The 25,475-nt window shown below is 67.1% G+C and carries 19 protein-coding genes; 17 read left to right on the forward strand and 2 right to left on the reverse strand.

From position 1 onward, the window contains the following. The first annotated feature begins 38 nt into the window (after window positions 1-38). The 5 genes from KIH78_RS08475 (at window position 39) to KIH78_RS08495 (ending at window position 6,898) form a co-directional block, all read left to right on the forward strand. Entirely contained in the window at window positions 39-947 is a 909-nt protein-coding gene (locus KIH78_RS08475) for a sulfite exporter TauE/SafE family protein (protein ID WP_338024133.1), read from the forward strand. A 192-nt stretch (window positions 948-1,139) separates the two neighbouring features. After that, complete coding sequence (locus KIH78_RS08480) at window positions 1,140-3,212, forward strand: Na+/H+ antiporter (protein ID WP_214314719.1); 2,073 nt, start codon at window positions 1,140-1,142, stop codon at window positions 3,210-3,212. 159 nt (window positions 3,213-3,371) lie between these two features. Next, window positions 3,372-3,824, forward strand: coding sequence for a nucleoside deaminase (locus KIH78_RS08485; RefSeq protein ID WP_219132006.1), 453 nt, complete (start codon window positions 3,372-3,374; stop codon window positions 3,822-3,824). Window positions 3,825-3,853: 29 nt separating this feature from the next. Next, window positions 3,854-4,303 (forward strand): hypothetical protein, encoded by a 450-nt coding sequence (locus KIH78_RS08490; RefSeq protein ID WP_219132007.1) that lies wholly within the window; start codon window positions 3,854-3,856, stop codon window positions 4,301-4,303. A 276-nt stretch (window positions 4,304-4,579) separates the two neighbouring features. Further along, a complete protein-coding gene (locus KIH78_RS08495) occupies window positions 4,580-6,898 on the forward strand; it encodes an alpha-galactosidase (protein ID WP_219132008.1) in 2,319 nt (772 codons plus the stop codon). Between the two features lie 21 nt (window positions 6,899-6,919). Here KIH78_RS08495 and KIH78_RS08500 read toward each other — a convergent pair whose 3' ends face one another. Beyond that, on the reverse strand, window positions 6,920-7,939 hold the full coding sequence (locus KIH78_RS08500) for a LacI family DNA-binding transcriptional regulator (protein WP_214314725.1): 1,020 nt from the start codon (window positions 7,937-7,939) through the stop codon (window positions 6,920-6,922). 328 nt (window positions 7,940-8,267) lie between these two features. Here KIH78_RS08500 and KIH78_RS08505 point away from each other — a divergent pair, with 328 nt between their 5' ends. The 10 genes from KIH78_RS08505 to ilvA all read left to right on the forward strand — a co-directional run bounded on the left by KIH78_RS08505 (window position 8,268) and on the right by ilvA (window position 22,835). Further along, window positions 8,268-9,596 (forward strand): ABC transporter substrate-binding protein, encoded by a 1,329-nt coding sequence (locus KIH78_RS08505; RefSeq protein WP_219132009.1) that lies wholly within the window; start codon window positions 8,268-8,270, stop codon window positions 9,594-9,596. A gap of 107 nt (window positions 9,597-9,703) precedes the next feature. Next, window positions 9,704-10,822 carry a glycoside hydrolase family 172 protein gene (locus KIH78_RS08510; RefSeq protein ID WP_219132010.1) on the forward strand — a complete coding sequence of 373 codons (1,119 nt, stop codon included), beginning with the start codon at window positions 9,704-9,706 and terminating at the stop codon, window positions 10,820-10,822. Between the two features lie 136 nt (window positions 10,823-10,958). Continuing rightward, window positions 10,959-11,987, forward strand: coding sequence for a LacI family DNA-binding transcriptional regulator (locus KIH78_RS08515; RefSeq protein ID WP_219132011.1), 1,029 nt, complete (start codon window positions 10,959-10,961; stop codon window positions 11,985-11,987). 318 nt (window positions 11,988-12,305) lie between these two features. Further along, a complete protein-coding gene (locus KIH78_RS08520) occupies window positions 12,306-13,631 on the forward strand; it encodes an ABC transporter substrate-binding protein (RefSeq protein ID WP_214314738.1) in 1,326 nt (441 codons plus the stop codon). Between the two features lie 136 nt (window positions 13,632-13,767). Continuing rightward, on the forward strand, window positions 13,768-14,688 hold the full coding sequence (locus tag KIH78_RS08525) for a carbohydrate ABC transporter permease (RefSeq protein ID WP_214314740.1): 921 nt from the start codon (window positions 13,768-13,770) through the stop codon (window positions 14,686-14,688). Window positions 14,689-14,695: 7 nt separating this feature from the next. Continuing rightward, on the forward strand, window positions 14,696-15,520 hold the full coding sequence (locus KIH78_RS08530; RefSeq protein ID WP_214314742.1) for a carbohydrate ABC transporter permease: 825 nt from the start codon (window positions 14,696-14,698) through the stop codon (window positions 15,518-15,520). A gap of 200 nt (window positions 15,521-15,720) precedes the next feature. Continuing rightward, on the forward strand, window positions 15,721-17,499 hold the full coding sequence (locus tag KIH78_RS08535; protein ID WP_219132012.1) for a glycoside hydrolase family 13 protein: 1,779 nt from the start codon (window positions 15,721-15,723) through the stop codon (window positions 17,497-17,499). A 45-nt stretch (window positions 17,500-17,544) separates the two neighbouring features. Next, complete coding sequence (locus KIH78_RS08540) at window positions 17,545-19,464, forward strand: Sip1-related alpha-galactosidase (RefSeq protein ID WP_236034524.1); 1,920 nt, start codon at window positions 17,545-17,547, stop codon at window positions 19,462-19,464. Window positions 19,465-19,549: 85 nt separating this feature from the next. Further along, on the forward strand, window positions 19,550-21,460 hold the full coding sequence (locus KIH78_RS08545) for an alpha-glucosidase (protein ID WP_219132013.1): 1,911 nt from the start codon (window positions 19,550-19,552) through the stop codon (window positions 21,458-21,460). 109 nt (window positions 21,461-21,569) lie between these two features. Further along, window positions 21,570-22,835 carry a threonine ammonia-lyase gene (gene ilvA / locus KIH78_RS08550; RefSeq protein WP_219132014.1) on the forward strand — a complete coding sequence of 422 codons (1,266 nt, stop codon included), beginning with the start codon at window positions 21,570-21,572 and terminating at the stop codon, window positions 22,833-22,835. Window positions 22,836-23,044: 209 nt separating this feature from the next. On the opposite strand, the gene KIH78_RS08555 is transcribed toward ilvA, so the two are convergent. Continuing rightward, on the reverse strand, window positions 23,045-23,800 hold the full coding sequence (locus KIH78_RS08555; RefSeq protein WP_219132015.1) for a Sir2 family NAD-dependent protein deacetylase: 756 nt from the start codon (window positions 23,798-23,800) through the stop codon (window positions 23,045-23,047). Window positions 23,801-23,953: 153 nt separating this feature from the next. Here KIH78_RS08555 and KIH78_RS08560 point away from each other — a divergent pair, with 153 nt between their 5' ends. Further along, window positions 23,954-24,814, forward strand: coding sequence for a hypothetical protein (locus KIH78_RS08560; RefSeq protein ID WP_219132016.1), 861 nt, complete (start codon window positions 23,954-23,956; stop codon window positions 24,812-24,814). A gap of 95 nt (window positions 24,815-24,909) precedes the next feature. Further along, window positions 24,910-25,284 carry a hypothetical protein gene (locus KIH78_RS08565; protein WP_219132017.1) on the forward strand — a complete coding sequence of 125 codons (375 nt, stop codon included), beginning with the start codon at window positions 24,910-24,912 and terminating at the stop codon, window positions 25,282-25,284. Window positions 25,285-25,475: the final 191 nt, after the last annotated feature.

Below are 25,475 nucleotides of genomic sequence, written 5' to 3' on the forward strand. Positions count from 1 at the left end.
GACGGGCCGGGCGCATACGGCGCGTTTAGACTGAAGCCGTGAACGCAGCAATCGCAGCAATCGACGAGAAACACGACAACGGCCGGGACGAGAACCGGGAGAACCGGGAGAGCCGTGAGAACCGGGCGGACCGGGAGAGCCGGGACGGGACCCTTGACGAGAACCATCTAGACGAATCGCCGCGCGGCCTCATCATCATGGGCGTCGTCGGCGTGTTCGTCGGCATCCTGTCCGGCCTGTTCGGCATCGGTGGCGGCACCGTCATCGTGCCTGCGCTGGTCTGGCTCGGTCTCACCCAACGGCATGCGGCCGCGACCTCGATGATGGCCATCGTGCCCACCGCCGTCTCCGGCGTCATCTCCTACGCGATCGAAGGCGACGTCGACTGGATCGCCGCGGCGCTCGTGTTCGGCGGCATGTTCGCCGGTGGGCAGATCGGCTCGTGGCTGCTCTCCAAGCTGCCGGAAGTGGTGCTGCGATGGGTGTTCGTCGTGTTCCTCGCGTTCGTCATCGTCAACCAGGCCATGTCGAACCCGTCGCGCGATTCCGAGATCGCCATGCACGCCGGCACCGTGATCGGACTCATCGCGTTCGGCCTGGTCGCCGGCGTGCTGGCCGGACTGCTCGGCATCGGCGGCGGCGCGATCTGCGTGCCCGCGCTGTCCATCCTGTTCGGCGCGAGCGACCTCATCGCGCGCGGCACCTCGCTGCTCGCCATGTTCCCCAACTCCATCACCACGTCCGTGGCGAACGTGCGCCGGCATATGGTGCATGTCAAGGCGGCCGCCATCATCGGCGTCGTCGCCGCCGTCACCGCGCCGCTCGGCACCTGGCTCGCCGCCGCGGTCACCCCGCGCACCGGCGCGATCATGTTCACCGTGTACCTGTCCGTGCTGCTCGTGCGTTCCGTGTTCGTGGCGATGAAGGCCACGCGTCGCGCGCGGTGAGGCGCTCCGCGCAGGTGCACCGTACGTTCGCCGCGCGGGTGCGCCGCCCGGGTGCATGGTGCGGATGCATAGCGCGTCTCGCGTACGCCGTGTGCTTAACGATTTCCTAACCCGTTTCCTATACTCTGGACCATTGGCCGACGCCCGAGGAGAGCGGGCGACGAGAGGGACGAGGAAACCGGAAAGAGCGTCATGGCTGTTGTCGAACTCATATTGTGCATCATCGCGGCGGTCGTGCTGTCGTCGTTCCTCAGCCGGTTCATCCCCAAGGTGTCCACGCCGCTCGTGCAGATCGCGTTGGGCGCGATCATGGCGCAGCTGCCGTTCTTCCCCAACGTGAGCCTCAACCCTGAAGTGTTCATGGTGCTGTTCATCGCGCCGCTGCTGTACCTCGAAGCGCACGAGATTGACAAGTCCGCGCTGCTTAAGACGCTCAAGCTCAGTTTGTCCCTCGCTATCGGCCTCGCCATCGCCACGATGGCCGCCGTCGGGTTCGCGCTGCACGCGATATGGCCCGCGATGCCGCTGGCCGCCGCGCTCGCGTTGGGCGCGGCCCTCGGCCCCACCGACGCCGTGGCCGTCAGCTCGCTCGGCAAGGAGGCGTCGCTCACGCTGCGCCAACGCGGCGTGCTCAAAGGCGAATCGTTGTTCAACGACGCATCCGGCATCGTCGGCTTCCAGTTCGCCATCGCCGCCGCCGTCACCGGCGAATTCGCCGTGGGCGAGGCCACCGGCGACTTCATCGTCTCGTTCATCGGCGGATCCCTGTTCGGAGTGGTCGTGGGACTGGCCGCGAACTGGCTGTTCGAGACCATCCGCTCGCTCGGCTGGGAGACCACCACCACGCGCATCCTCATGGAACTGTTCCTGCCGTTCCTGCTGTACCTCGGCGCGGAGGAGGTGCACGTCTCCGGCATCCTGTCCGTCGTGGCCGCCGGCCTGCTGGTCCGCTTCGACCGCACCGGCATCGGCCCCAACGTGGCGCGCACCAACATCGTCGCCACCAGCGTGTGGGGCGTGCTCTCATTCACGCTCAACGGCGCCGTGTTCATCCTCCTCGGCATGCTGCTGCCCGGCGCCATGACCGCCAGCTGGTCCGATCCGTGGGTGAGCAACCAGCTGCTCATCGGCGTCATCCTGCTCGTCACCGGCGTGGTCATCGCGCTGCGGTTCATCTGGGTGACGGCCATGCTGCGCATCGCACGAGACGTGAACACCGGCAAACGACGCAAGATGACCGTCGAACGCCTCCGCTCCGCCGCCGTCATGACGTTCGGCGGCGCCAAAGGCACCATCACCTTGTCGCTGATGTTCACCATCCCCTACTATCTGGCCGCGGGAACGCCGTTCCCCATGCGCGACGAACTCATCTTCATCGCCTCCGGCGTCATCGTCATGACGCTGCTGCTCGCCAACTTCATGCTCCCGCTGCTCGCACCCAACCGTCACAAGGACGACGTGGGCGAACTCACCGAAATCACCATCGAAGTGCTGCGACGCACCATCGAGGAACTCACCGGACGCATCACGCCGGACAACCGACGTGCCGTGCTCATGGTCATCGACTCGTACACGAAACGCATCGGACGGCTCAAGCACCGCATCGGCGCACTCGACCCGCAGGGCTACGGACGCCTCCAGATCCGCGCGCTCAACTGGGAGAAGGAATTCGTGCACGACAGGCTCCTCGACGTCAAAGCGCACCCCAGCATGGACAAGGCCACGCAGGAACTCAACGTGGAGGCGTGCGAACGCATGCTCGACCAGATCATGAACACGCTGCGCCACACCACCGCCGGACCGGACTCCGGCAGGCTCGGATGGCAGATCAGCGGCCGCATGCGCGGATGGCGGCACCGCACCATGAACCTCGTGAAACGCACCGTCAACCGCATCCGCCGCACCACGCCGCTGGTGAGCGAGGACCAGATCTTCGCGCACACGCGCGTGCTGCAGGTCGAAGCCATCGAGCACGTGATCGCCATGCTCGAGGAGGAGATGACGTACGACAGGTACGACACCGAATTCTGCTCCGCCCTGATCCTCGACTACCGTCGCGCCGAAGCCTCGCTCAAGTCGCGGCCCAACGTGGCCGGCAGCGCCGTGGCCGCCAGCCAGGCCGAGGAGGTCAAGAAGCAAAGCTACGCCATCGAGCTCGGCGTGGTGCAGGACATGCTCGAGGCCGGCGACATCTCCCGCTCCCAGGCCAAGGAGCTGAGGCGCAACATCTACGTCATGCAGGTGGATGCCGATTCCGGCATCTGACGGCACGTCCGGGTCGGCTGTCGGTTCCGGTGTCTGCTTTCCGGGGTTTGCCGGTCGGCAGGCCCGAAAGCTGCGGAAGGCATCCCTGCGGAGTGATGTCCCTGCGGAAAGGCGTCGGGTTCCGGCTTCACGGACCCGGCCACCGGTACATTGGTCGGTATGCGATACGACGAGGAGATGGGTGAGGCGTTGGCGCTGGCCCGACGTGCGGCGGCCGCCGGCGACGTGCCGGTGGGTGCGCTCGTGGTCGACGATGCGACCGGCACCGTGATCGGCCGCGGCTACAACACGCGTGAGGCGGACGGCGATCCGCTCGCCCATGCGGAGATCGTCGCGATGCGCGAGGCCGCCGCCGCGCGTGGCGACTGGAATCTCGCCGATTGCACGCTCGTCGTCACGTTGGAGCCGTGTCCGATGTGTGCGGGCGCGTGCCTGCAGACGCGTATCGGGCGCATCGTGTTCGGCGCGTGGGATGCGAAGCTCGGCGCCTGCGGTTCGATTTGGGATATTCCGCGCGATCCGCACGTGGGGCATGTGCCGGAGGTGCATGGCGGCGTGCGCGAGGGGGAGTGCGCCGCGCTTCTCGCCGCCTTTTTCGCCGGTCGGCGGTGATATGAGTACGATTTGGTGGGGTGAGGGGGATGGCTATGAAGGTTCGTCGGACTCGATTATCAGTGGTGTGGCTGATTGCGGTCGTTCTCGTGATTGCGGTTATCCTGTTCGGTCTCGGAATGGTTGTCAGGAAGGAATTCACGGTCGATACGAGTTCAACGGTCATCGAGATATCGCAATCCCGGTTATTCTCCCGTGAGACGCTTCTGGATGGAGCGAAGCATATCGAGAATGATGCTTCGGATTTCCGCGGATGCAGTATAGACAGGATTGTGTATCACGAGCCGCATCCTATGGTGGCCGGCAGAGATGGAAGAGACAAACCCGGGACTCAGACGACATTCATGATGTATTACCATTGCGGGCACGAACAGAAGTCGATTCCTCAAAACGGTTCGTATGAGTACAGATTGATGTATCAGCCATCCGATTCAACGGATGGGACCGGATGGCTGACGGTCGATCATGGCAATGGATGATGCTGTCGGTGGTGTCGCCGACGGACTGTTCCTCGTTCTGGATGCGCTCTCCGTGAATCGGTTAGGCGGGGCTACGACTGGTCGTTTCGCTAGGAGGGGTGTTCGCGAATCGGTCCGGCGGTATGCTGCCGACTTGCTTCGCCGAGGGGCTCTTATCCGCGTGATCGTCATGCACAAGCGGGAAAACACACGAGATTCCTCTGAAGGACGGCCTGTTGCCCTACCATCGGAACCGATACAGACCCCGACGCGAATCGAATCCCCAGGAGGTCAGCAATGACGCGCATCGAACGATTCACCGGCGCCGCAGCCGACGGCACGCCAATCACCCTCATCTACGCCGAACAGGACGCCGCCGTACGCCCGGACGCCGCCGTCGCGTTCGCGCTCGCCTTCCCCGGCGACGACCTGCCGCGCTTTGTGCACTGGGGCAAGCCGGTCACCGCACCCGAGACCCTGCTCTCCCAAGTCGACGCCTTGAAGCCGCAACGCGTGTCCGGCGCGCTCGACGAGACCGCATGGCCGTCCATCCTGCCCACGCAGAGCGAATCGTGGATCGGACAGAAGCGCTTCGAGGTGCGCCGCGACGGCGTCGAACTGTTCCCGCGCTTCACCGTCATTGGCATCGCAACGGCGTTCGACGCGCGTCCCGCGCTCGACGTGACGCAGGCCGTCGACGCCCCCGAATCCACGCCGGCGGAAGCGCGCGTGAACGCGCCGGTCGTGACCGTCGACACCCCGGTCGTCACCGTCACCGCCGAAGACGCCGAACTGGGCGTGCGGATCGTCTGGACCGCGGAACTGCTGCACGGCGGCCTCGTCCGCCAGCGTGCCACCGTCACCGACACGACCGACGCGGCGGCCGACGCGCTCGAAATCGGCCGTGTCGAACTCGGTTTCCCGCTGCCGGCCATCGCCACCGAGATCCTCACCACCACCGGACATCATCTGCGTGAACGCAGCCCGCAGCGCCAGCCGCTCACCGTCGGCCGCTTCGAGAAGGTCGCGATGGCCGGGCGTCCCGACTTCGACGCAAGCCTTCTCCTCACCGCGGGCGTGCCCGGCTTCGGCTTCGAACACGGCGAGGCGTACGCCGTGCACGTCGGCTGGAGCGGCAACAGCGTGCTGTCCGCGGAACGCCAGCCGTACACGGACGGCGTGATCGGCGGCGGCGAGGTCCTGTTCGGCGGCGAGGTCATCCTCTCCTCCGGACCCGCGTACACGACGCCGTGGGTGTACGGTGCGACCGGCGACGGCCTCAACCAGGTCGCCGCGCGCTTCCACACGTACCTGCGCGACCGTCACCCCGAACTCGCGTCCAAGCCGCGCCCCGTCATCCTCAACACGTGGGAGGCCGTCTACTTCCAGCACGACTACGACACCCTCAAGGCGCTCGCCGACAAGGCCGTCGAGTCCGGCGTCGAACGCTTCGTGGTGGACGACGGATGGTTCGGCTCACGTCGCGACGACACGTCCGGTCTGGGCGACTGGCAGATCTCGCCCGAGGTGTGGCCCGAAGGCCCGAAGAGCCTCAAGGCGCTCGCCGACTACGTCCACGGCAAAGGCATGGAGTTCGGCCTGTGGTTCGAGCCGGAGATGGTCAACCCTGATTCCGACCTGTACCGCGCCCACCCGGATTGGGTGCTGAAGCCCACGCTGGACCGTCTGCCGATGCAGGGCCGCTCCCAGCAGGTGCTCGACCTGACCAACCCGGACGCGTACGCCTACCTGTACGAGGCCATGGACGCGCTCGTCGGCGAGCTTGGCATCGACTACATCAAATGGGACCACAACAAGCTCGTCACTGAGGCCGTTTCCCCGCGCACCGGCCGCCCCGCCGTGCACGCGCAGACCCTCGCCGTCTACCGCATCTTCCACGACCTGCGCGAGGCCCATCCGGGGCTTGAGATCGAAAGCTGCTCGTCGGGCGGTGGCCGCGTCGACCTCGGCATCCTCGAGTTCGCGAGCCGCATCTGGGTGTCCGACTGCGTCGATCCGGTCGAGCGCACCGACATCCAGCGCTACACGTCCCTGCTCGTGCCGCCGTGCATGATGGGCGAGCATGTGGGCGCGAGCCCCGCGCATTCCACGCAGCGCGCCACCAGCCAGGAGATGCGCATGGCCACCGCGTTCTTCGGGCACATGGGCATCGAATGGAATCTGCTCAAGGAGCCGGCGGAGGCCCTCGCCAAGTTGGGCGAGTGGACCGCCGAGTTCAAGAAGCACCGTGCATGGTTCGCCGTGGACTCGTGCGTCCATGCGGACACCCCCGACCCGGCCGTGCGTCTCGACGGCATGGTCAAGCCGGACGGTTCCGCCGCGTTCTACCGCTTCACGCAGCTGACCACCGGCCAGACCTATCCGGCCGCGCCGGTCCGCCTGCCCGGCCTCGACCCGGACGCCGTCTACCGCGTGCAGCCGCTGCACCTCGACCTTGACCTTGCGGCGCTCGGCCTCGGCAATGGTCAGTCGCCGCTCGGCTGGTGGACCGCCGACGGCGTGCTCATGACCGGCCGTGCGCTGGAGACCTACGGCCTGCGCCCGCCGAGCCTGCACCCGGCCCAGGCGGTCCTGTTCACCGCGGTCCGTCAGTAGGCCGTCGGTAGGACGTCGCCCCTACTCCCGCACCGGCGCGCTGGTCGCGCCGGGCTGGACCTCCACCGGCACGGTGGTGTGCGGCTCCTCGAGCGTCTTCCCTTCGATGAGGTCGAGCGCCTTGCGCGCCGCGATGCGTCCCATCTCGCGCGGGGGAGTGGGCACCATCGTGCTCAGGTCGATGGCATCGGCCACGTCGGAGCCGTCGAATCCGAACACGGACACGTCGTCCGGCACGCGCGCGCCGGCCTGCCGCAGTTCGTGGATCACCCGCAGCGCGTAGTGGTCCGACCACACGCAGATGGCGGTGGGGCGTTCCGGTTGCGTGAGCATCGTGGCGATGACCCGTTTGGCCGATTGCGGTTCGTGCGGGTCGATGTAGTGGATGCCGCAGTCGGTCAGTCCCAGCGAGACGATCTCGTCCTTGTATCCGCGGGCGCGCGCGTCGAAGCCCCATGCGGTGCCGTTGAGCGGGTCCACGCGTCCGATGTAGCAGAAGCGGCGATGCCCCATCGCGGCGAGGTAGCGTACGGCCATCGCCTCCGCCGCCTCGTCGTCGATGGCGATGGACGCCTGGCAGCAGCTGATGTACGGCGAGTTCACGGAGACGATGGGCATGTCCATGCCGGCCAGCGTGTCGGCCTCCTCCTGTGTGGCGGAGAAGCCGGTGACGATGAGGGCGTCCGCGTTGCGGTTGGCGGGCAGTCGGGTGAAGAATTCGGCGCGTTCGTCCACGCTGCCGGCGCGGTAGAGCATGAGGTCGTATTGCGCGCGGCTGAGCACGTCGTACAGACCTTCGTACAGTTCGCCCATGAACCAGCCGGCGATGGTTTCGCGGGCGAGCAGCGCCACGCGGTTGGTGCGTCCGCTGGCCAGGGCCGCCGCCGACCGTGACGCCGTATAGTTGAGTTCCTTGGCCGCTTTGAGCACCTTTTCGCGCGTCGCTTCCGCCACGTGGTCCTTGCCGCGCAGCGCGCGTGAGGCGGTGAATGTCGAGACTCCGGCCGCTAGGGCCACGTCGTTGATGGTCGCGCGTTTCATGGTGATCGCCGGGTGCGCGCCCCCGGCTGCGCGTCGCGCACCGCGGGCCGTCCGGGCCGTCCTTTCTGCGGCGTCGGGTGGTACTGCTGTGATGCCACACCATCATATTGCGTTTTCCAGTATGCGTGTGCAATCGATTGCTCCGATGCGGTCCGACGCCGTGCGGATGTGCGGTGTGTGCGTGTGCGCGTGCCGTGTTGACATGGCTTCGCGTGCGGGTTACGATGTTGCGTAATCGATATCGCAAATACGGCGTAAGCACATCTGAAGGAGCTGTGCGAACGCTATGGTACCGATTGCACAACAGGAGATACGAGGAGGTAATCCGATGAGGAGCATGATTCGCAAGGCCGGCGCGCTGCTGGCCGCGGTGGCCATCGCCGGCACGCTGACCGCGTGCGGCCCCGGTTCGGCGAACAACGCGAAGGAGGACACCAAGCCCACGGACGTGAGCACCGACCTGGGCGACAAGAAGTACGAGCTGACCCTGTGGGACGGCGCCGGCCTGAAGGCCGTGGACGAGGCTCTGATCGCCGGCTTCGAGGCGAAGTATCCGAACATCACCATCAAGGGTCAGTACGATCCGGACAACGTCTCCGGGCAGAACGGACCGCGCGTGATCTCCGCCTCCGATGCCCCGGACATCGCCCGCGTCACCGACATGAACACCGCCGTGCGCGGCAACCATCTCATCTCCCTGGAGGCGTACGTCAAGGCGTACGGCTGGGACGTGCCGGACTCCCAGACCGAGCTGTACCGCGTGGACTCCAACGGCAAGCTCGGCGACGGCGACCTGTACGCGCTGCCCAACTCCTACTCCGTGACCGGCATCTACTTCAACACCAAGCTCGCCAAGCAGCTCGGCATCGACGCGGCGCCGAAGTCGGTCGACGAGTTCGTCCAGGACATGCAGAAGGCGAAGGACGGCGGCGTCCTGCCCATGATGACCTACGCCAAGGATGGCGGCACCTCCTTCGTGTTCCAGGCGCTCATGGCCAACAACAGCTCCGCCAAGGACGTGCAGAACTGGATCCTGCAGAAGTCCGGCAGCTTCGACACCAAGGCCGCGCAGGACGCGGCGGCCACCCTGCAGGAGTGGAACAAGAAGGGCTACCTGCCCAAGGGCGTGAACGCGGTGGACGCCTCGACGGCGCTCAGCCGCTTCTGCTCGGGCGAGGGTCTGTTCTTCCCCAGCGGCAACTGGAACCTCGACACCATCGCCAAGTCGCTGGGCGAGGACGTGCAGTTCTTCGCGTTCCCCGGCGCCACGGCCGACGACGAGCCGAACGTCGCCGCGAACGCCGGCGCGTTCTACGGCATCCCCGTGAACTCCAAGAACCATGACGCCGCCGCCGCGTTCCTCAACTACACGCAGAGCGACGAGGCGCAGCAGATCATCGTGGACAACTCCGGCTACCTGCCCAAGGCCTCCACCGACGGCCTCAAGGCGAACAGCACGCTCCAGCAGAGCATGTTCGACTCCTACGCGGGCGTGCTCACCAGCGGCCACACCAGCGACTTCATCAACAACGCCACGGCCGGCATGCAGGCGAGCGGCCTGATCCCGAACTTCCAGCTGCTGCTCGACAACAGCATCACGCCGCAGGAGTTCACCAAGAACGTCCAGGCGCAGTACGAGAAGGAAGCCAAGCAGTAGAGCCAAGCAGTAGTAGGCCCCAGCTCATCTCAAGGACGCGGGCCGCGGGCCGCGGCGCCGGCGTCGCCTCCGGGCGGCGTCGGCGCCTTCCATGAAGGAGGAACGACATGACGATGACGACCCCGTACCAGGGGAACCTGACGGTGCTGCCGATGCTGTGCGACGAGGTCACCCGGTCCATCAACGCGGAGAACCCGCACGGCCTGCCGGGGGGCGCGTGCCATGAGGCCGGCCCGCTCGGCCCCTCGCGCAAGGGCCGCCCGTGCCTGACCGACGTGGCGCCCGGCGCCTCGGTCACCCTGGCCGACATCGAAGGCCCCGGATGCATCCGGCACATGTGGTTCACCGTCACCGACCGCACCGACGACGCGAACCGGTACGTGCTGCGCGACCTGGTGCTCGCCATCTACTGGGACGACGAGGACGAGCCGTCCGTGGAATGCCCGCTCGGCGACTTTTTCTGCTGCGGGTTCGGCCGCAGCTGCGACGTCACGTCCATGCCGATCACCGTGGCGCCGACCCGCGGCATGAACTGCTACTTCGCCATGCCGTTCCGCCGCCGCGCCCGCATCGTGGTCCGCAACGGGCACCCCAACCCCATCCCGGCCCTGTTCTACCAGATTGACTACGCGCTGGGCGAGGCGTATGCGGACCCGTCGCTCGCCTACTTCCACGCGCAGTGGCGGCGGCAGCCGGTCACCGAGACCGCCCACGACTACGTCATCCTCGACGGCGTCGAGGGGCGCGGACAGTACGTCGGCACGTATCTCGCCATCTCCACGCTGCAGCGCTACTGGTGGGGTGAAGGCGAGATCAAGTTCTACATCGACGGCGACGGCGAATACCCCACGGCGTGCAGCACCGGCACGGAGGACTACTTCGGCGGCGCGTGGAGCTTCGCCGGCGTCCGCGACGGCCGCGCCGTCGAACGCACGTTCTGCGCGCCGTACTTCGGCTACCCGTTCCACGCCACGCACGACGACGGCGTCTTCAACCCGTACCACGACGATTCCTGCCCGCCGATGCGCGGCCTGTACCGCTGGCACATCCCCGATCCGGTCCGGTTCCGCGAGGGCCTGCGGGTGACGCTGCAGCAGATCGGTTCGGGCTACGAGGGCGCGTTCGAACGTCAGGACGACGTGTCCAGCGTGGCCTACTGGTACCAGAGCGAGCCGCACGCGCCGTTCCCGCCGCTGCCGGAGGGGCGGGCCCGTCACCCCCGGTGACGGGAGTCGGGCGTAGGAAGGCCGTGAAGCCCGTGAGGTAGCATCGAGGCACATCCGCGCGCATCGTCGCACACATCGGCCGCACACATCGGCGGCGCGCATCGGCCGCACGCGCGGGCACGGCAAAGGAGGGGCCATGGGTGAACCCACGATCTACGAGGTCGCCAAGGAGGCGGGCGTCTCCGCGGCCACGGTCTCCCGCGCCATCAACGGGCGCGACCGCATCTCTGAGGCGACGCGTCGGAAGGTGTTCGAGGCGTGCGAGCGTCTGGGGTTCTCCGTGTCCAGGACGGCGTCGATGCTGCGCACGGGCAAGAGCAACCGCATCGCGCTGACCGTCGGCAATTCGCTCGCCGGGTGGTTCAGCTCGGAGCTTGCGGAGGGCGTGTACTCCACGTTGTCCGCACAGGGTTACGACCTGCTGTCGTACCGTCTCGCCGACGCGGCCCAGCGACGGGACTTCTTCGCGTCGATGCCGGTGAAGCGCAACGCCGACGCGTTCATCATCTCGTCGTTCGACGTGACGGACGACGAGCGGCAGGCGCTGGAGGGTCTGGGCATGCCGGTCGTCGGCGTCAACACCATCGGCCTGACGGCGGAACGGGACATGGTGTCGATCGGCGTGGACGACATCCAGGCCATGCGGCAGACGATCCACCAGCTGGCCGGACTGGGGCACCGCCACATCGCGTTCGTGCACAAGGCGCAGGAGCACGCCGGTTTCGTCTGGGAGGCCGACCAGCGCATCGAAGGATACCGGCTCGGCATGCGGGCCGAGGGTCTGGACGTCCCCGAAGGGTACGTCATCGCGGTGAAGGAGGGGCCTTCCGCCGGCGCGGACGCGTTGGGCGCGCTGTTGGCGCTCGACCCGCGTCCCACCGCCGTGTGCTGCATCAGCGACGAGAACGCGATTCCTCTGGTGCATGAGCTGCGTGCCTACGGCTTCGACGTGCCGGGCGACATGTCGGTCGTCGGGTTCGACGACTGGCCGCTTGCGCAGGCGCTCGGACTGTCGACGGTCCGGCACGATCCGCGCGCCTACGGCGCGATGGCCGCCGACATCGCCATCCGTCTGTCCCGTGGGGAGCAGGTGGATGGGCATCGGATCGTCGTGCCGACGCGGCTGATGCTGCGGGGGACCGTCGGCCCCGTGCGGCGTGCGTAGGAGGGTTGTGCGGACGGGGTGCCGGCCGCCGGTTGCATAAGCGCATATGCATAAGCGTTTATGTGGCATGTGCCACGATGGCGGTTCGATGGTTCCGTGAAGTCGGCGGGTTCGTCGCCGGCTTCCGTAAGTGCATGGTTTCGTAAGTGTTGTGCGATATCCGATGGCTGCCTTCGCCCGCGTGTCGCGTGTTGACGAACCGGTTCGATGCCTGCTATCTTCATACATAAGCGCTTAGCAAGCCTAGGTGCTGGAGAACAAGTCAAGGAAGACAAACCGAGCGGTCACACCGCCCGGGTGGAGGAAAGGAAGCCTCTTATGAGGATCGCGAAAGCCGCCAAGACGATCGTCGCCGGACTGCTGTCCGTGGCCTGCCTGGCATCCGTCGCCGCTTGCGGCCCGGGCTCGTCCAACAGCAAGGCCAATACCAGCAACGAACCGGTGAGCACCGATCTGGGCGATACCAAGTACGAGCTCAAGCTGTGGGACGGCGCCGGTCTGAAGACCTTCGACGACCAGCTCATCGCCGCCTTCCAGAAGAAGTACCCGAACGTGACCATCAAGGCCACCTACGATCCAGACAACACCTCCCAGCAGAACGGCCCGCGCATCATCTCCGCCGCAGACACCCCGGACATCGCCCGCATCACCGACATCAACTCCGCCGTGCGCGGCAACCACGTCGTCAACCTCGACGAATACTCCAAGGCCTACGGCTGGGATCTGCCGGATTCGCAGACCCAGGTCTACCGCGTCGACTCCAACGGCAAGATCGGCTCCGGCAGCCTGTACGCCGTGCCGGACGGCGTCTCCATGACCGGCCTGTACTGGAACAAGAAGGTCGCCAAGGAACTCGGCATCACCGAGGCCCCCGCCACCGTGGCCGAGCTCGAGGCCGACATGAAGAAGGCCAAGGACGCCGGCAAGCTCGCCATGATGATGCCCGCCAAGGAGGGCGGCACCTCCTACATCTACCAGGCGCTGCTCACCAATTACGAGGGCCGCGACACCGTCCAGGATTGGATCATCCAGAAGGACGGCGCCACCTTCAACACCGACGGCGCCGTGAAGGCCGCCCAGAAGATCCAGGAATGGCAGAAGGCCGGCTACTTCTCCAAGGACGCCCTCGCCCTCGACGGTTCCACCGCGCTGAGCCGCTTCAGCAACGGCGAGGCCCTGTTCTTCCCCTCCGGCAGCTGGTACTCCGCCTCCATCAACGACGCGCTCGGCGATGACGCCGGCTGGATCGCGTTCCCCGGCGAGAAGGCCGATTCCGGCTCCGCCGCCGCCAACGCCGTCACCGCCTTCGGCATCCCGGCCAACGCCAAGAACAAGAACGCCGCCGCCGCGTTCCTGAACTTCCTCCAGTCCGACGAGGCCCGCCAGATCGCCGTCGACAACGGCTACCCGCCGATCGGTGAAGGCGAGACCCCGAGCACCGACAACCAGCTGCTCGGCCAGGTCCTCACCGCCTACGAAGGCCTCGTGAAGACCGGCAACACCACCGACTACATCAACAACGCCACCGCCGGCATGCAGGCCAGCGCCATCATCCCCGGCTTCCAGTCGCTGATCGACGGCTCCATGACCCCGAAGGCGTTCGTCGAGTCCATCCAGGCCCAGTACGAGAAGGAAGTCAAGTAGCCTTCCGCCCGTAACCGGGCATCCCACCGAGACTTCGGGCGGAACGGACTTCCCCTTCGCCGTTCCGCCCGATCCCATTCCCACACACGTCAATCCAATACCGTCCGCAACAACCCAGCAAAGCATGGTGACAATCATGGATTCCCATACGTCAGCCAAGCCCGCCAAGGCGAACAAGCCGAAGCGCGGCATGTCCCTCGGCCTGGTCAGCCTGCTGTTCCTCGCGCCGGCGCTGCTGTTCTACATCGCCTTCGAACTGTGGCCCATCATTCAGACCATCTGGTACTCGTTCTACGAGTGGAACGGCATCGACGCCAGCACGTTCATCGGCATCGAGAACTACATCACCGTCTTCACCGACCCCGAGCTGTACGGTTCCATCCTGCACTCGTTCTACCTCATCATCTTCTTCTCGATCATCCCGATCGTGCTCGGCCTCATCATCGCCGTGCTCATCAAGGACATGAAGTCCAAGGTCGGCCGCTCCTTCTCCCAGGTGTGCCTGTTCCTGCCCCGCGTCATCCCCGGCGCCGCGGCCGGCGTGGCCTGGACGTGGATGCTCGCCGACAAGGGCACCGCCAACCAGCTGCTGCGCGCCATCGGCCTCGGCGACGTCGCCCACGTGTGGCTCGGCGACCAGTCCACCTCCCTCAACGCGGTGGGCGTCATCGGCTTCTGGCTCCAGCTCGGCTTCTGCGTGGTCCTGCTCCTCTCCGGCATCGGCGGCATCGACCAGTCCCTGTACGAGGCGGCCAGCCTCGACGGCGCCGGCTGGTGGCGTCAGCTCTTCCACATCACCCTGCCGGGCCTGCGCGGCCAGATCGGCGTGTGCCTGACCATGACCATCATCGCCGCGCTCGCCAGCTTCGACGTGGTCTACATGTCCACGCAGGGCGGCCCCGGCACCTCCACCATGGTGCCCGGCGTGCAGGTCTACCGCCTCGCGTTCACCCAGCAGAGCGTCGGCCTCGCGTCCGCGCTCGCCGTCACCCTGATGATCCTCGTGCTGCTCGTGGTCGGCCCGCTGCAGCGTCTGGTCAACGGAAAGGAACAGTGAGACAGCCATGCAGCAGTCCAAAACCGTGCGCATCACCGGCGGCGTGATGCTGGCCCTGACCATCATCTTCTGCGTCCTGCCGTTCCTCAGCATGCTCTCCGCGGCCCTCCAGCCGCAGGGCTCCATGCCGGAAGGCATCCAGTTCAGCGCGCACCCGCACTGGGAGAACTTCATCGACGCGTGGAACATGGCGAACATCACGCCGTTGCTGCTCAACAGCATCATCCTCGTGCTCGCCGTGGTCCCGTGCGTCGTGATCTTCTGCTCGCTCGGCGGCTACGCATTCGCCCAGCTGCGCGTGCCCTGCAAGGGCCTCATCTACGTGCTGTTCCTCGTGGGCCTGACCATTCCGTTCGAGACCCTGGTCACCCCGCTCTACTACGAGATCAGCGACATGGGCCTGCTCAACACGCGCCTCGCCCTCATCCTGCCGCTCATCGGCCTGAACATCCCGTTCGGCATCGTGTGGATGCGCTCCTGCTTCGAGCAGATGCCGCGCGACCTCATGGAGGCCGCCAGCATCGACGGCGCCGGCCACTTCCGCACCTTCTGGTCCATCCAGCTGCCGCTGGCCCTGCCGGCCATCTCCTCGCTCGGCATCCTCACCTTCCTGGCCACCTGGAACCAGTTCCTGCTGGCCGTGGTGTTGGAGAACGATCCGAACAAGCGCACCATGGCGGGCGCCCTGCAGTCCTTCGTGGGCCAGTACCAGACCGATGTGGTGCTGCTCAACGCGGGCGCACTGCTCATCATGGCGCCGACGATGATCCTGTTCATCTTCCTGCAGCGCTACTTCATCCGTGCCATGCTCGCCGGATCCGTCAAGGGCTGAGGCCACCAAGGAAGCCCGGTGGGCTTCCGGCTGGCCTCAGCCTGAGCGAGGCGACAGCCGAGCGAAGGCAGCATTGAGTCTCGCCGAAGGCGAGTCCGTAATTGCGGGCTGATAACAAAACGCCATCCATGACCGGGCGCGGTCCGTGCGGTACGCCGCGTGGGCCGCGCCCTTTCCATTCCAATGGGGGAAGCATCATCATGACCGACATGACTAAGACCGACACGTCCGATACGACCGTCGCGGCCGGCGCTCCCGACGCATTCGCCGCGGCCAAGTCCGGCGCCGCAGCCGGCGCCGACTGGTGGCGCGAGGCCGTCATCTACCAGATCTACCCGCGCTCGTTCCGCGACATGGACGGTGACGGCGACGGCGACCTCGCCGGCGTCATCGACCGTCTCGACTATCTCAAGGCCCTCGGCGTCGACGCCGTCTGGCTGTCGCCGTTCTACCCGTCGCCGCTGGCCGACGGCGGCTACGACGTGGCCGACTACCGCGCCGTCGACCCGCGTCTCGGCACGATGGCGCAGTTCGACGAACTCGTCGCACGCGCCCACGCGCTCGGCATCCGCGTCATCGTCGACATCGTGCCCAACCACACGTCCGACCAGCACCGCTGGTTCCAGGAGGCGCTGCGCGACGGCCCCGAATCGCCCGCCGCCGCCCGCTACGTGTTCCGCCGCGGCAAGGGCGAGCACGGCGAGCTGCCGCCCACCAACTGGCTGAGCAACTTCGGCGGCTCCGCATGGGAGCCGTGCGTCGACGGCTGGTACTACCTGCACCTGTTCGCCAAGGAGCAGCCGGACCTCAACTGGGACAACCCCGAGGTCCACGCCGAATTCCTCGACGTGCTGCGCTTCTGGTGCGACAAGGGCGTCGACGGCTTCCGCGTCGACGTCTCCCACGGCCTCGCCAAGGACCTGCGCGAGCCGCTGCGCGACCGTCCGGACCCGACCGTCATGTCGCCGCAGGCCGCCGACGGCTCCGACCCGCTGTGGGACCGCGACGCCGTGCACGGCATCTACCGTGAATGGCGCGAGCTGTTCGACCGGTACGATCCGCCGAAGTACGCAATCGGCGAATCCTGGTCGCCGTTCACGCCGCGCATCTTCCAGTACGCGCAGCCGGACGAGCTCGGCGCCGTCTTCGACTTCTCGATGTCCAAGGCCGCGTGGAACCGCGGCGAATACCGCGAGACCATCGACCGCACCCACCGGTTCGCGCTCGAGGCCGGCACGGCGCCCACCTGGGTGCTCGGCAACCACGACGTGCCGCGCATCGCCTCCCGTCTGGGCCTGCCGCCGCACGCGAACATCGAACAGTGGGTCACGTCGAACGGCACGAACCCGCCCATCGACCCGGCGCTCGCCGCCCGTCGCGCCCGCGCCGCCGCGCTCGTCGAACTCGGCCTGCCCGGCACCGCGTTCGTCTATCAGGGCGAGGAATTCGGCCTGCCGGAGGACTTCGACCTCACCGAGGATGAGATCCAGGATCCGAACTGGGAGCGTTCCGGCCACTACTTCAAGGGCCGCGACGGCTGCCGCGTGCCGCTGCCGTGGACCGCGGACGGCCCCGCGTTCGGTTTCAACGACACCGGCGCCGCCTGGCTGCCGCAGCCGGCGTGGTTCGCCCGGTACGCCGCCGACATGCAGGAGCACGACGACGCGTCGACGCTCACGATGTACCGCCGCGCGATCGCCCTGCGCCGCGATTGGGTGGTGGGTTCCGGTCCGTCGGCAGGCGATGCCGCCGCGTCGTCCGAGCCGTTCGCGTTCGACTGGCTCGACGAATCCGAGTATCCGGCGCCGCTGCTCGGCTGGCGTCTGCCCTCCGGCATGACCGTCGTCGCCAACTATGCGGACACCGACGCCGTGACCCTGCCGCAGGAGATGACCGTGCTCGTCTCCTCCGACGGTTCGGTCGCCCCCGGCGCGACCGTCGGCGCAGTCCCGCCGGCCACCACGCTCTGGTGCCGTTGACCGTCCGCCGGCGGCCCGCCCGCCGCCGCGTCTAGATTGGAGAGCATGAGCATGCACGCGTCCACGGCGTCGTCCGACGCCGCCACTTCCGCACCTGCCGTCGCGGTGCGCCGCGCCGTCGCGGTCGTCGACACCGGCCTCGCCGCGTACGGCGAGACGCCGTCCGCCCGTCGCGACCTGTCCTCCGACGTCGTCGCCGTGACCGACCTGCGTCGGCCCGACTCCGCCGTCGCGACGCTCCTCCGTCTCGACGTGGACGTCGCGCTTCCGCAGCCGGAGGGCCGCGCCGCCGCCTTCCAGGAGCAGGAGACGTTCGCCGCGACCGGCGGGCTCGACGTCACGCTGGACGTGCCCGCCCCCGCCGCTGGCGTCACGCCCCTGTGCCTGTACCAGCACAAGGAATGGTGGATGCGCCCCACGTGGGTGCGCACGCTCGCCGACGTGCCGCCGCGTACCCAGCTCGTCCTGTACCGCGACATGTCCGGCCGATGGGTCGCGTTGGTCGCCGTCGCCGGCGACGACGTGCGCGCCGATTTCGCCGGCGTCTCCGACGACGCCGCGTCGGCCGGCCGCGCCTCCCTGCGTCTGTCCGTCTCCTCCAACCGCGTCGGCCGCACGTCGATGCGCGACGTCGTGGCCTACGCCGCGACCGGCGACGACCCGTACGCCGTCATCGACGCATGCGTCCACGCCGCCGCACGCCGCCTCGGCGTCCGCACGCGCGACGAACGCCCGTTCCCCAAGGCGCTGGCCGGCATCGGCTGGTGCACGTGGGATTCGCTGGGACGCGACGTGAACGAATCGGCCATCATCGCGAAAATGGATGAATTCCGCGCCAAGGACGTGCCGATCTCCTGGGTGCTCATCGACGACGGCTGGTCGGACACGGACCGCGAACGCGAGACGCTGCGCGGCTTCGACGCGGACCGCGAACGGTTCCCGCACGGGCTCGCGCACACCGTCGCCCTGCTCAAACGCGACTACGGCGTCAACGCCGTCGGCGTCTGGCAGGCGTTCCAAGGCTACTGGGCCGGCCTCGAACCGGACGGCGAGGCCGCGGCCGCCCTGCGCGGCGCGTCATCGGACGGCGTGAACGGCACGGACGCCGCGCGCGGCAACGCGACGGACGCCACGGCGACCGTCCGCACCGCCAACGGCTGCCTCATCCCCGCCGCAAGCGAACCCGGCGCCACACGCTTCTGGGACACGTGGGACGCGGCGCTCGCCGCGGCCGGCGTCGACTTCGTCAAAGTCGACTCGCAAAGCTCCACCGCCGTGATGACCCGCGGCGCGGAAAGCCACGGCGAGGCCACCTGGGGACGCCACTGCGCACTCGACGCCGTGATCGGCCATCGCTTCGACGGCGCGCTCATCAACTGCATGGGCATGGCGCCGGAGGACTACTGGCATCGCCCCACCTCGCCGATCACCCGCAGCAGCGACGACTACCTGCCGCACAACCCCGAATCGCTCGCCGAGCACATCATCCAGAACGCCTACTGCTCGCTGCTCATGGGCGGGCTGTACCACTGCGATTGGGACATGTTCTGGACCGAACACCCGCACGCCCGCGTCCACGCCCTGCTGCGCGCGATGAGCGGCGGCCCCGTCTACTGTTCCGACGCGCTCGGCCGCACGGACGCGTCCGTGCTGCGCGCGCTGCTCGACCCGGCGACGGGGGAGCTGCGCCGTCCCGACGTGCCGGCCCGGCCCATCCCGTCGTCGCTGCTGTCCGATCCGACGACGTCGGACCACGCGTTGGGCGTCGAAGCGCGATACGGCGACGAACGGGTGGTCGCGTTCGTCGGCCTGCGACCCGGCGCGCCGCAGACCGGCGTCGTCGACGACCGCGACGGCGACGACGCCGGACAGGTGGCCTCCTGTGAGGTCGCGTACGGCGACATCCACGTCCGCCGCATGCCGTGGCGATCCGACGCCACGCCGTCCGGGTTGAACCGCGCATGACCGGATACCATCGGACGACAACAACACGCAACCGCGATACGTGACCGCAACCAAGCAACCGAACGCAACGCAAAGGAGCCGCACCGTGACCTCGTTCACCCGAGAACCCCTGCCCGACGCCATCCGCACCAACGGCGCCACACCGAACCCGTGGTGGGCGAACGCCGTCGTCTACCAGATCTACCCGCGCTCGTTCCAGGACACCAACGGCGACGGCTTCGGCGACCTCAAGGGCATCACGTCGCGTCTCGACTACCTCGCCGACCTCGGCGTCGACGTGCTGTGGCTCTCCCCGGTCTACAAGTCCCCGCAGGACGACAACGGCTACGACATCTCCGACTACCAGGACATCGACCCGCTGTTCGGCACGCTCGACGACATGGACGAGCTGCTCGCCGAAGCGCACAAGCGCGGCCTCAAGATCGTGATGGACCTCGTCGTCAACCACACCTCCGACGAGCACGCGTGGTTCGAAGCCTCGAAGGACAAGAACGACCCGCACGCCGACTGGTACTGGTGGCGTCCCGCACGCCCCGGCATGACGCCGGGGGAGCCCGGCGCCGAACCGAACCAGTGGGGCTCCTACTTCGGCGGCTCCGCATGGGAGTACTGCCCGGAACGCGGCGAATACTTCCTCCACCAGTTCTCGAAGAAGCAGCCCGACCTCAACTGGGAGAACCCGGCCGTGCGTCGCGCCGTGTACGACATGATGAACTGGTGGCTCGATCGCGGCGTCGACGGTTTCCGCATGGACGTCATCACGCTGATCTCCAAGCGGACCGACGCCGCCGGACGCCTGCCCGGCGAGGCCGGCTCCGAACTCGAGGACCTGCCGGTGGGGGAGGAGGGCTACTCCAACCCGAACCCGTTCTGCGCCGACGGCCCGCGCCAGGACGAATTCCTCGCCGAAATGCGCCGCGAGGTGTTCGATGGCCGCGACGGCTTCCTCACCGTGGGTGAGGCACCCGGCATCACCGCCGAACGCAACGAGCACATCACCGACCCCGCCAACGGCGAGCTCGACATGCTGTTCCTGTTCGAACACGTCGACTTCGACTGCGAAGGCGTCAAATGGAAGCCGCTGCCGCTCGACCTGCCGAAGCTCAAGTCGATCATGGCCGGATACCAGACCGCCGTCGCGAACGCCGGCTGGGCCAGCCTGTTCACCGGCAACCACGACCAGCCGCGCGTCGTCTCCCGCTGGGGCGACGACACCTCGGAACGCAACCGCATCCTCTCCGCCAAGGCGCTGGGCCTCGTGCTGCACATGCACCGCGGCACGCCCTACGTCTACCAGGGCGAGGAGCTCGGCATGACCAACGCGCACTTCACCTCGCTCGACCAGTACCGCGACCTCGAATCCCTCAACGCGTACCGACAGCGCGTCGAAGAGGCCAAGGTGCAGACCGCCGAATCGATGCTCGCCGGCATCGCCGCGCGCGGCCGCGACAACTCCCGCACCCCGATGCAGTGGGACGGCTCCCGTTACGCCGGCTTCACCGCGCCCGACGCCGCCACCGAACCGTGGATCGCCGTCAACCCGAACCATACCGACATCAACGCGGCCGGCGAGGTCGACGACCCCGACTCCGTGTACACGTTCTACAAGCGGCTCATCGCGCTGCGCCACGCCAACCCGGTGGTCGCCGCCGGCGACTGGCGTCTCATCGACGCCGCCGACCGTCACGTGTACGCGTTCACCCGCAGCCTGACGCGCGAGACCACGTCCCGCACGTCCCTGGTCTTCGACGACGTCGAATCGTTCCACACCGCTCCGGTGCGTCCGTCCTCCCCGCGGGGCGACGAAGGCACGCTGCTCGTCGTCGCCAACCTGTCCGGACACGTCGTGGACCTGCCGGCCGAATCGGCCGCCCTGCTCGACGCGGGCGTCACCGAACGGGACATCGCCATCTCCACGTACGGTGCCACCCACGCCGTCGTCTCCCTCGCCAACGGCGAGCTGGATCCCTGGGAGGCCGTCGTCGTCAAGTTGTGAGCCGACGGGGCGGACAGGAGACGGCCGACCGGGCGGCCGTCGTCGCCGAAATGCCGGGCGTGAGACCACGCCCGGCATTTCGGCGTCCTGACGCCTAAAATAATCCTTCATGGAACAGAAAGACGTCCTCAAAGCATTGCAGCGTGACCATGCGGCCGAACTGAAGAAAGCCGCCGAGCGGTTGAAGGGGACCGCCCGCCACACGGAGATCATCCCCTCGCCGGCCCTGTCCGAAATGACCGGCCACGAGATCCTCCTCAAGCCCGAGAACCTCCAGGTCACCGGATCGTTCAAGATCCGCGGTGCCTACAACAAGATCGCCTCCCTGTCCGAAGAGGAGCTCGCCCGCGGCATCGTCACCGCCTCCGCCGGCAACCACGCGCAGGGCGTCGCCTACGCGGCCCGCGAACGCGGCGCCAAGGCGACCATCTGCATGCCGACCATCACCCCGCCGCTCAAGGTCGACGCCACCAAGGCGTACGGCGCCGACGTGGTCCTCTACGGCGACGTCTTCGACGAATCCGCCGCCCACGCCGCCGAACTCAGCGAGAAGGAAGGCATGATCTACGTGCCGCCGTTCGACGACTACGAGGTCATCTGCGGCCAAGGCACCATCGCCCTCGAGATCCTCGAGGACGTGCCCAACGTCACCGACGTGGTCGTCCCGCTCGGCGGCGGCGGCCTCGGCGCCGGCGTCGCGCTCGCCATCAAGACGTTCAAGCCGGAGGTGCGCGTGATCGGCGCGATTCCAGAAGGCTCCCCGGCATGGAAGAACTCGCTGGCCGCCGGCCGCGTCGTACCCGCCGACCAGGTGCTCACCTCCGCCGAAGGCGTCGCCGTCAAGCATCCGGGCGACCTCACCTTCGCGCTGCTCAACGAGTTCCTCGACGACCTCGTCACCGTCACCGAACGTGACATCAACGAGATGATCCTGCTCATGCTCGAGAAGCACAAGCTCGTCGTCGAGGCCGCCGGCGCGGTCTCGCTCGCCGCGCTCGAGCACCTCAACCTGCGTTCGCGCAAGTTCGCGTCCGCCCCCGGACCGCACGTGGTCGTGCCGATCATGTCCGGCGGCAACATCGACACCGTGACGATGGGCGCGGTCATCCAGAAGGGCATGATCGCCCGTGGCCGCATCATGAACTTCGAAGTGGAGCTGCCGGACACCCCGGGCCAGCTCGTCAAGGTCGCGACGCTGCTCGCGCGCGAACGCGCCAACGTCATCGCGCTCGACCACGACCAGTTCAAGGCGTCCGGCCACTACACGAACGCGGTGTCCCTGGGCGTGACGGTCGAGACCAACGGCCCCGACCATATCGACCGCATCCTCGCGGCGCTCAAGGCCGAGGGCTTCCAGCCCAAGCGCATCTACTGACGCTACTGACGGGGTCGCGTCGGACGCGCGTGGCGTCCGCCGTCATACCCGTCGCATGCGTCGGCCAATCGACATGCGAACGGCTCCCCTCGCCGAGGGGAGCCGTTCGCATAAGTGGGGTCGTCGGTGGTGGTCGTCGGTGGCGGTCGGTGACGGTGGGCGTCGGCGACGGGTCGTCGGCGGTGGATTGGTGACCGGTCGACCGGACGTCAGCTGTTCTCGGCGATCGTCTCGTCGACGAGCTTCGGCAGCGCCACGGCGATGTCCTCGTGGATGAGGCGCGTGGCGAGACGGTCGTACTGCGTGCGGCCCATGTTCATGATGGTGATCGGCACGCCCGCCTGCGCGGCGACCGGCACGATGCTCGCCGCCGGGTACACCTCCAGCGTCGAGCCGATGACCCACAGTTCGTCGGCCTTGGTGGCGCGCTCGTACGACTTCTCCATCGCGCCGTCCGGCAGCGCCTCGCCGAAGTAGACGACGTCGGTCTTGATCATGCCGTTGCAGGGCATGTTCCCCTGGTACTTGAGCAGGCGGTGGCAGCGCGGGTCCGGCTCCTCGTCCAGCTTCGCCATGATGTCGGCCGTGTCGTACTTGGCGTGGCACTTCATGCAGTGCGACGTGCCGATCGTGCCGTGCAGGTTGACGATGAGGTCCGGGCTGTTGCCGGCCTTCTCATGCAATGCGTCGAAGTTCTGCGTGGCGAGCAGCGTGAGCATGCCCGCCTTCTCCAGCTTGACCAGCGCCTTGTGCGCGGCGCCCGGCTTCGCGTTCCAGACGGGCGATTCCTTCTGCCAGCGCCACGAGTATTCGCGCGCCTCCTTGTCGGTCATGAACGCGTCGATGTCGTACACGCTCATCTGGTCCGGGTGCTTGGTCCACACGCCGTCGGGGCCGCGGAAGTCGGGGATGCCGGCGGATGTGGAGATGCCTGCGCCGGTCAGGACTGCGATTTTCTTCGTCATACCTACAGGTATACGCGCCTTCCTTGGCGTCGACGTGACGGTGATAGGCCGGACGTGACGTTGGCCGGACGGACGTGACGGTCGCGACACGCCGATGGGGTGCCGTGGTGCCGGTTGTCCGGTTGAAAAGGGTGTACCGACGATGGAAGGAGCATGATGAGGGGACGACGCATCAACGCGGACAAGAACGAGATGGGCGACAGGAACAGCGAGGACGACAAGAACGGCAAGGGAGGCATCGACGAGCAGACCATCAAGGAGATGGCCGACGGACTCGAGGATGAGTTCCATGAGTATCTGGACCAAGGGGCCCGGGCCTTCTGCGACATGATCGAGATGACGCCGGACACCACGCCGGAGGATCTTCAGACGGCCATCGACGGATGGGACTTCAAGACGATGAAACTCACCGTGGTGCGTTTCCGGGATTTCAGCGAACCGGCGCTGTTCAAGGAGGGAGGCCACTCGGGCACCCGCGCGTTCCTCAGGGACACCACGCCGGAAGGCATCGTGTACCGGCTGCCTTTCGGACAGTGGTGGATTCCGGATCGTGCGAAGACCTTCGCCGAACTGGACGACGGTGTTCCGATGCTGTATGCCGGTTTCGCCGTGGATGGCGACACCATCCTCCCCAAGCTGCAGAGCGACGACAACTTCTTCATCTACGGCGGCTTCAACCATGAGGAGCTGGTGCAGGAGCAGGCTCTGACCGACGATCCAGGTCTGGCCTCCACGGAGGTGTACGGCATCTGGGACGAGGTCACCGGCTGGGTGATGCCGGTGACCGACAACTCGGTGGTCGTCTGGCGTGCGTACGGCGAGGGCCGTTCCAACTATCTCAACGTCTATTGGGGCGATACGTGGCGTCGCGACCATGAGCGCTACGCCATGTACTACCGCAACGATCCGAACGACGAGCCGGCCGTGCTGCGGGACATCGCCCGGTACGAGGCCGAGCTGAAACGCATCGTCACGCTCGGCCTGGATCCGAGGGGCGGCAAGGCCGGACGATGAGCCGGCATGCGGGTGATGGTTCGGCGCCCAGGCGCCGAACCGGACACGTTCGTCATCAGGAATACAAGGAATTCGATACCGGAAAAGAGGAATCATTGACCACGATGGACACGCGAGGCTCGCTTACGGGCGCGGTCAGGACGGAATCTCCCAAGCTGCAGATGGATGGCGGCGACTTCGACGGGTTGTACCGCGACGGTGACGGTGGCGAGGAGCACTTCTGCGAATGGGATGAGGGCATGTGCGATGAGGTGGCGTCCTACTACGTCATCTCCTTCTGTGACGACCCCGACTGCAAGGCGGATCACAAGCAGTACTACTGCATGCGGCACTACGCGCTCGAACTCGCCCGTAAGCTCGAGCATCTCCGGGAATGCCCGGGCTACGACGATGCGGACACCGCGGATGCGCGACGGCTCGTCACTCTTCGGCACATCGCGGACTGGGGTCATCTGACCGGCATCCGCTGACCGTGACGGCGTGTTGTGACCTGTTTTCGACACGCCGGTGGTTTGTTGTGTTTCCGGGGTTTGCGGGGTGTTGTGGTGGGGTGGGGTTGCGTTGGTTGGGGTTTGCGTGTAAGTTGTTCTTTCGCTGCCGCCGAGCGGTTCCGGCCGGGGTTCTTCCGGTTCGGGGTTGGTTTTGGTGTGTGTGGTGGTTT

This window comes from Bifidobacterium saguinibicoloris (assembly GCF_019331725.1).
GTDB lineage: Bacteria > Actinomycetota > Actinomycetes > Actinomycetales > Bifidobacteriaceae > Bifidobacterium > Bifidobacterium saguinibicoloris.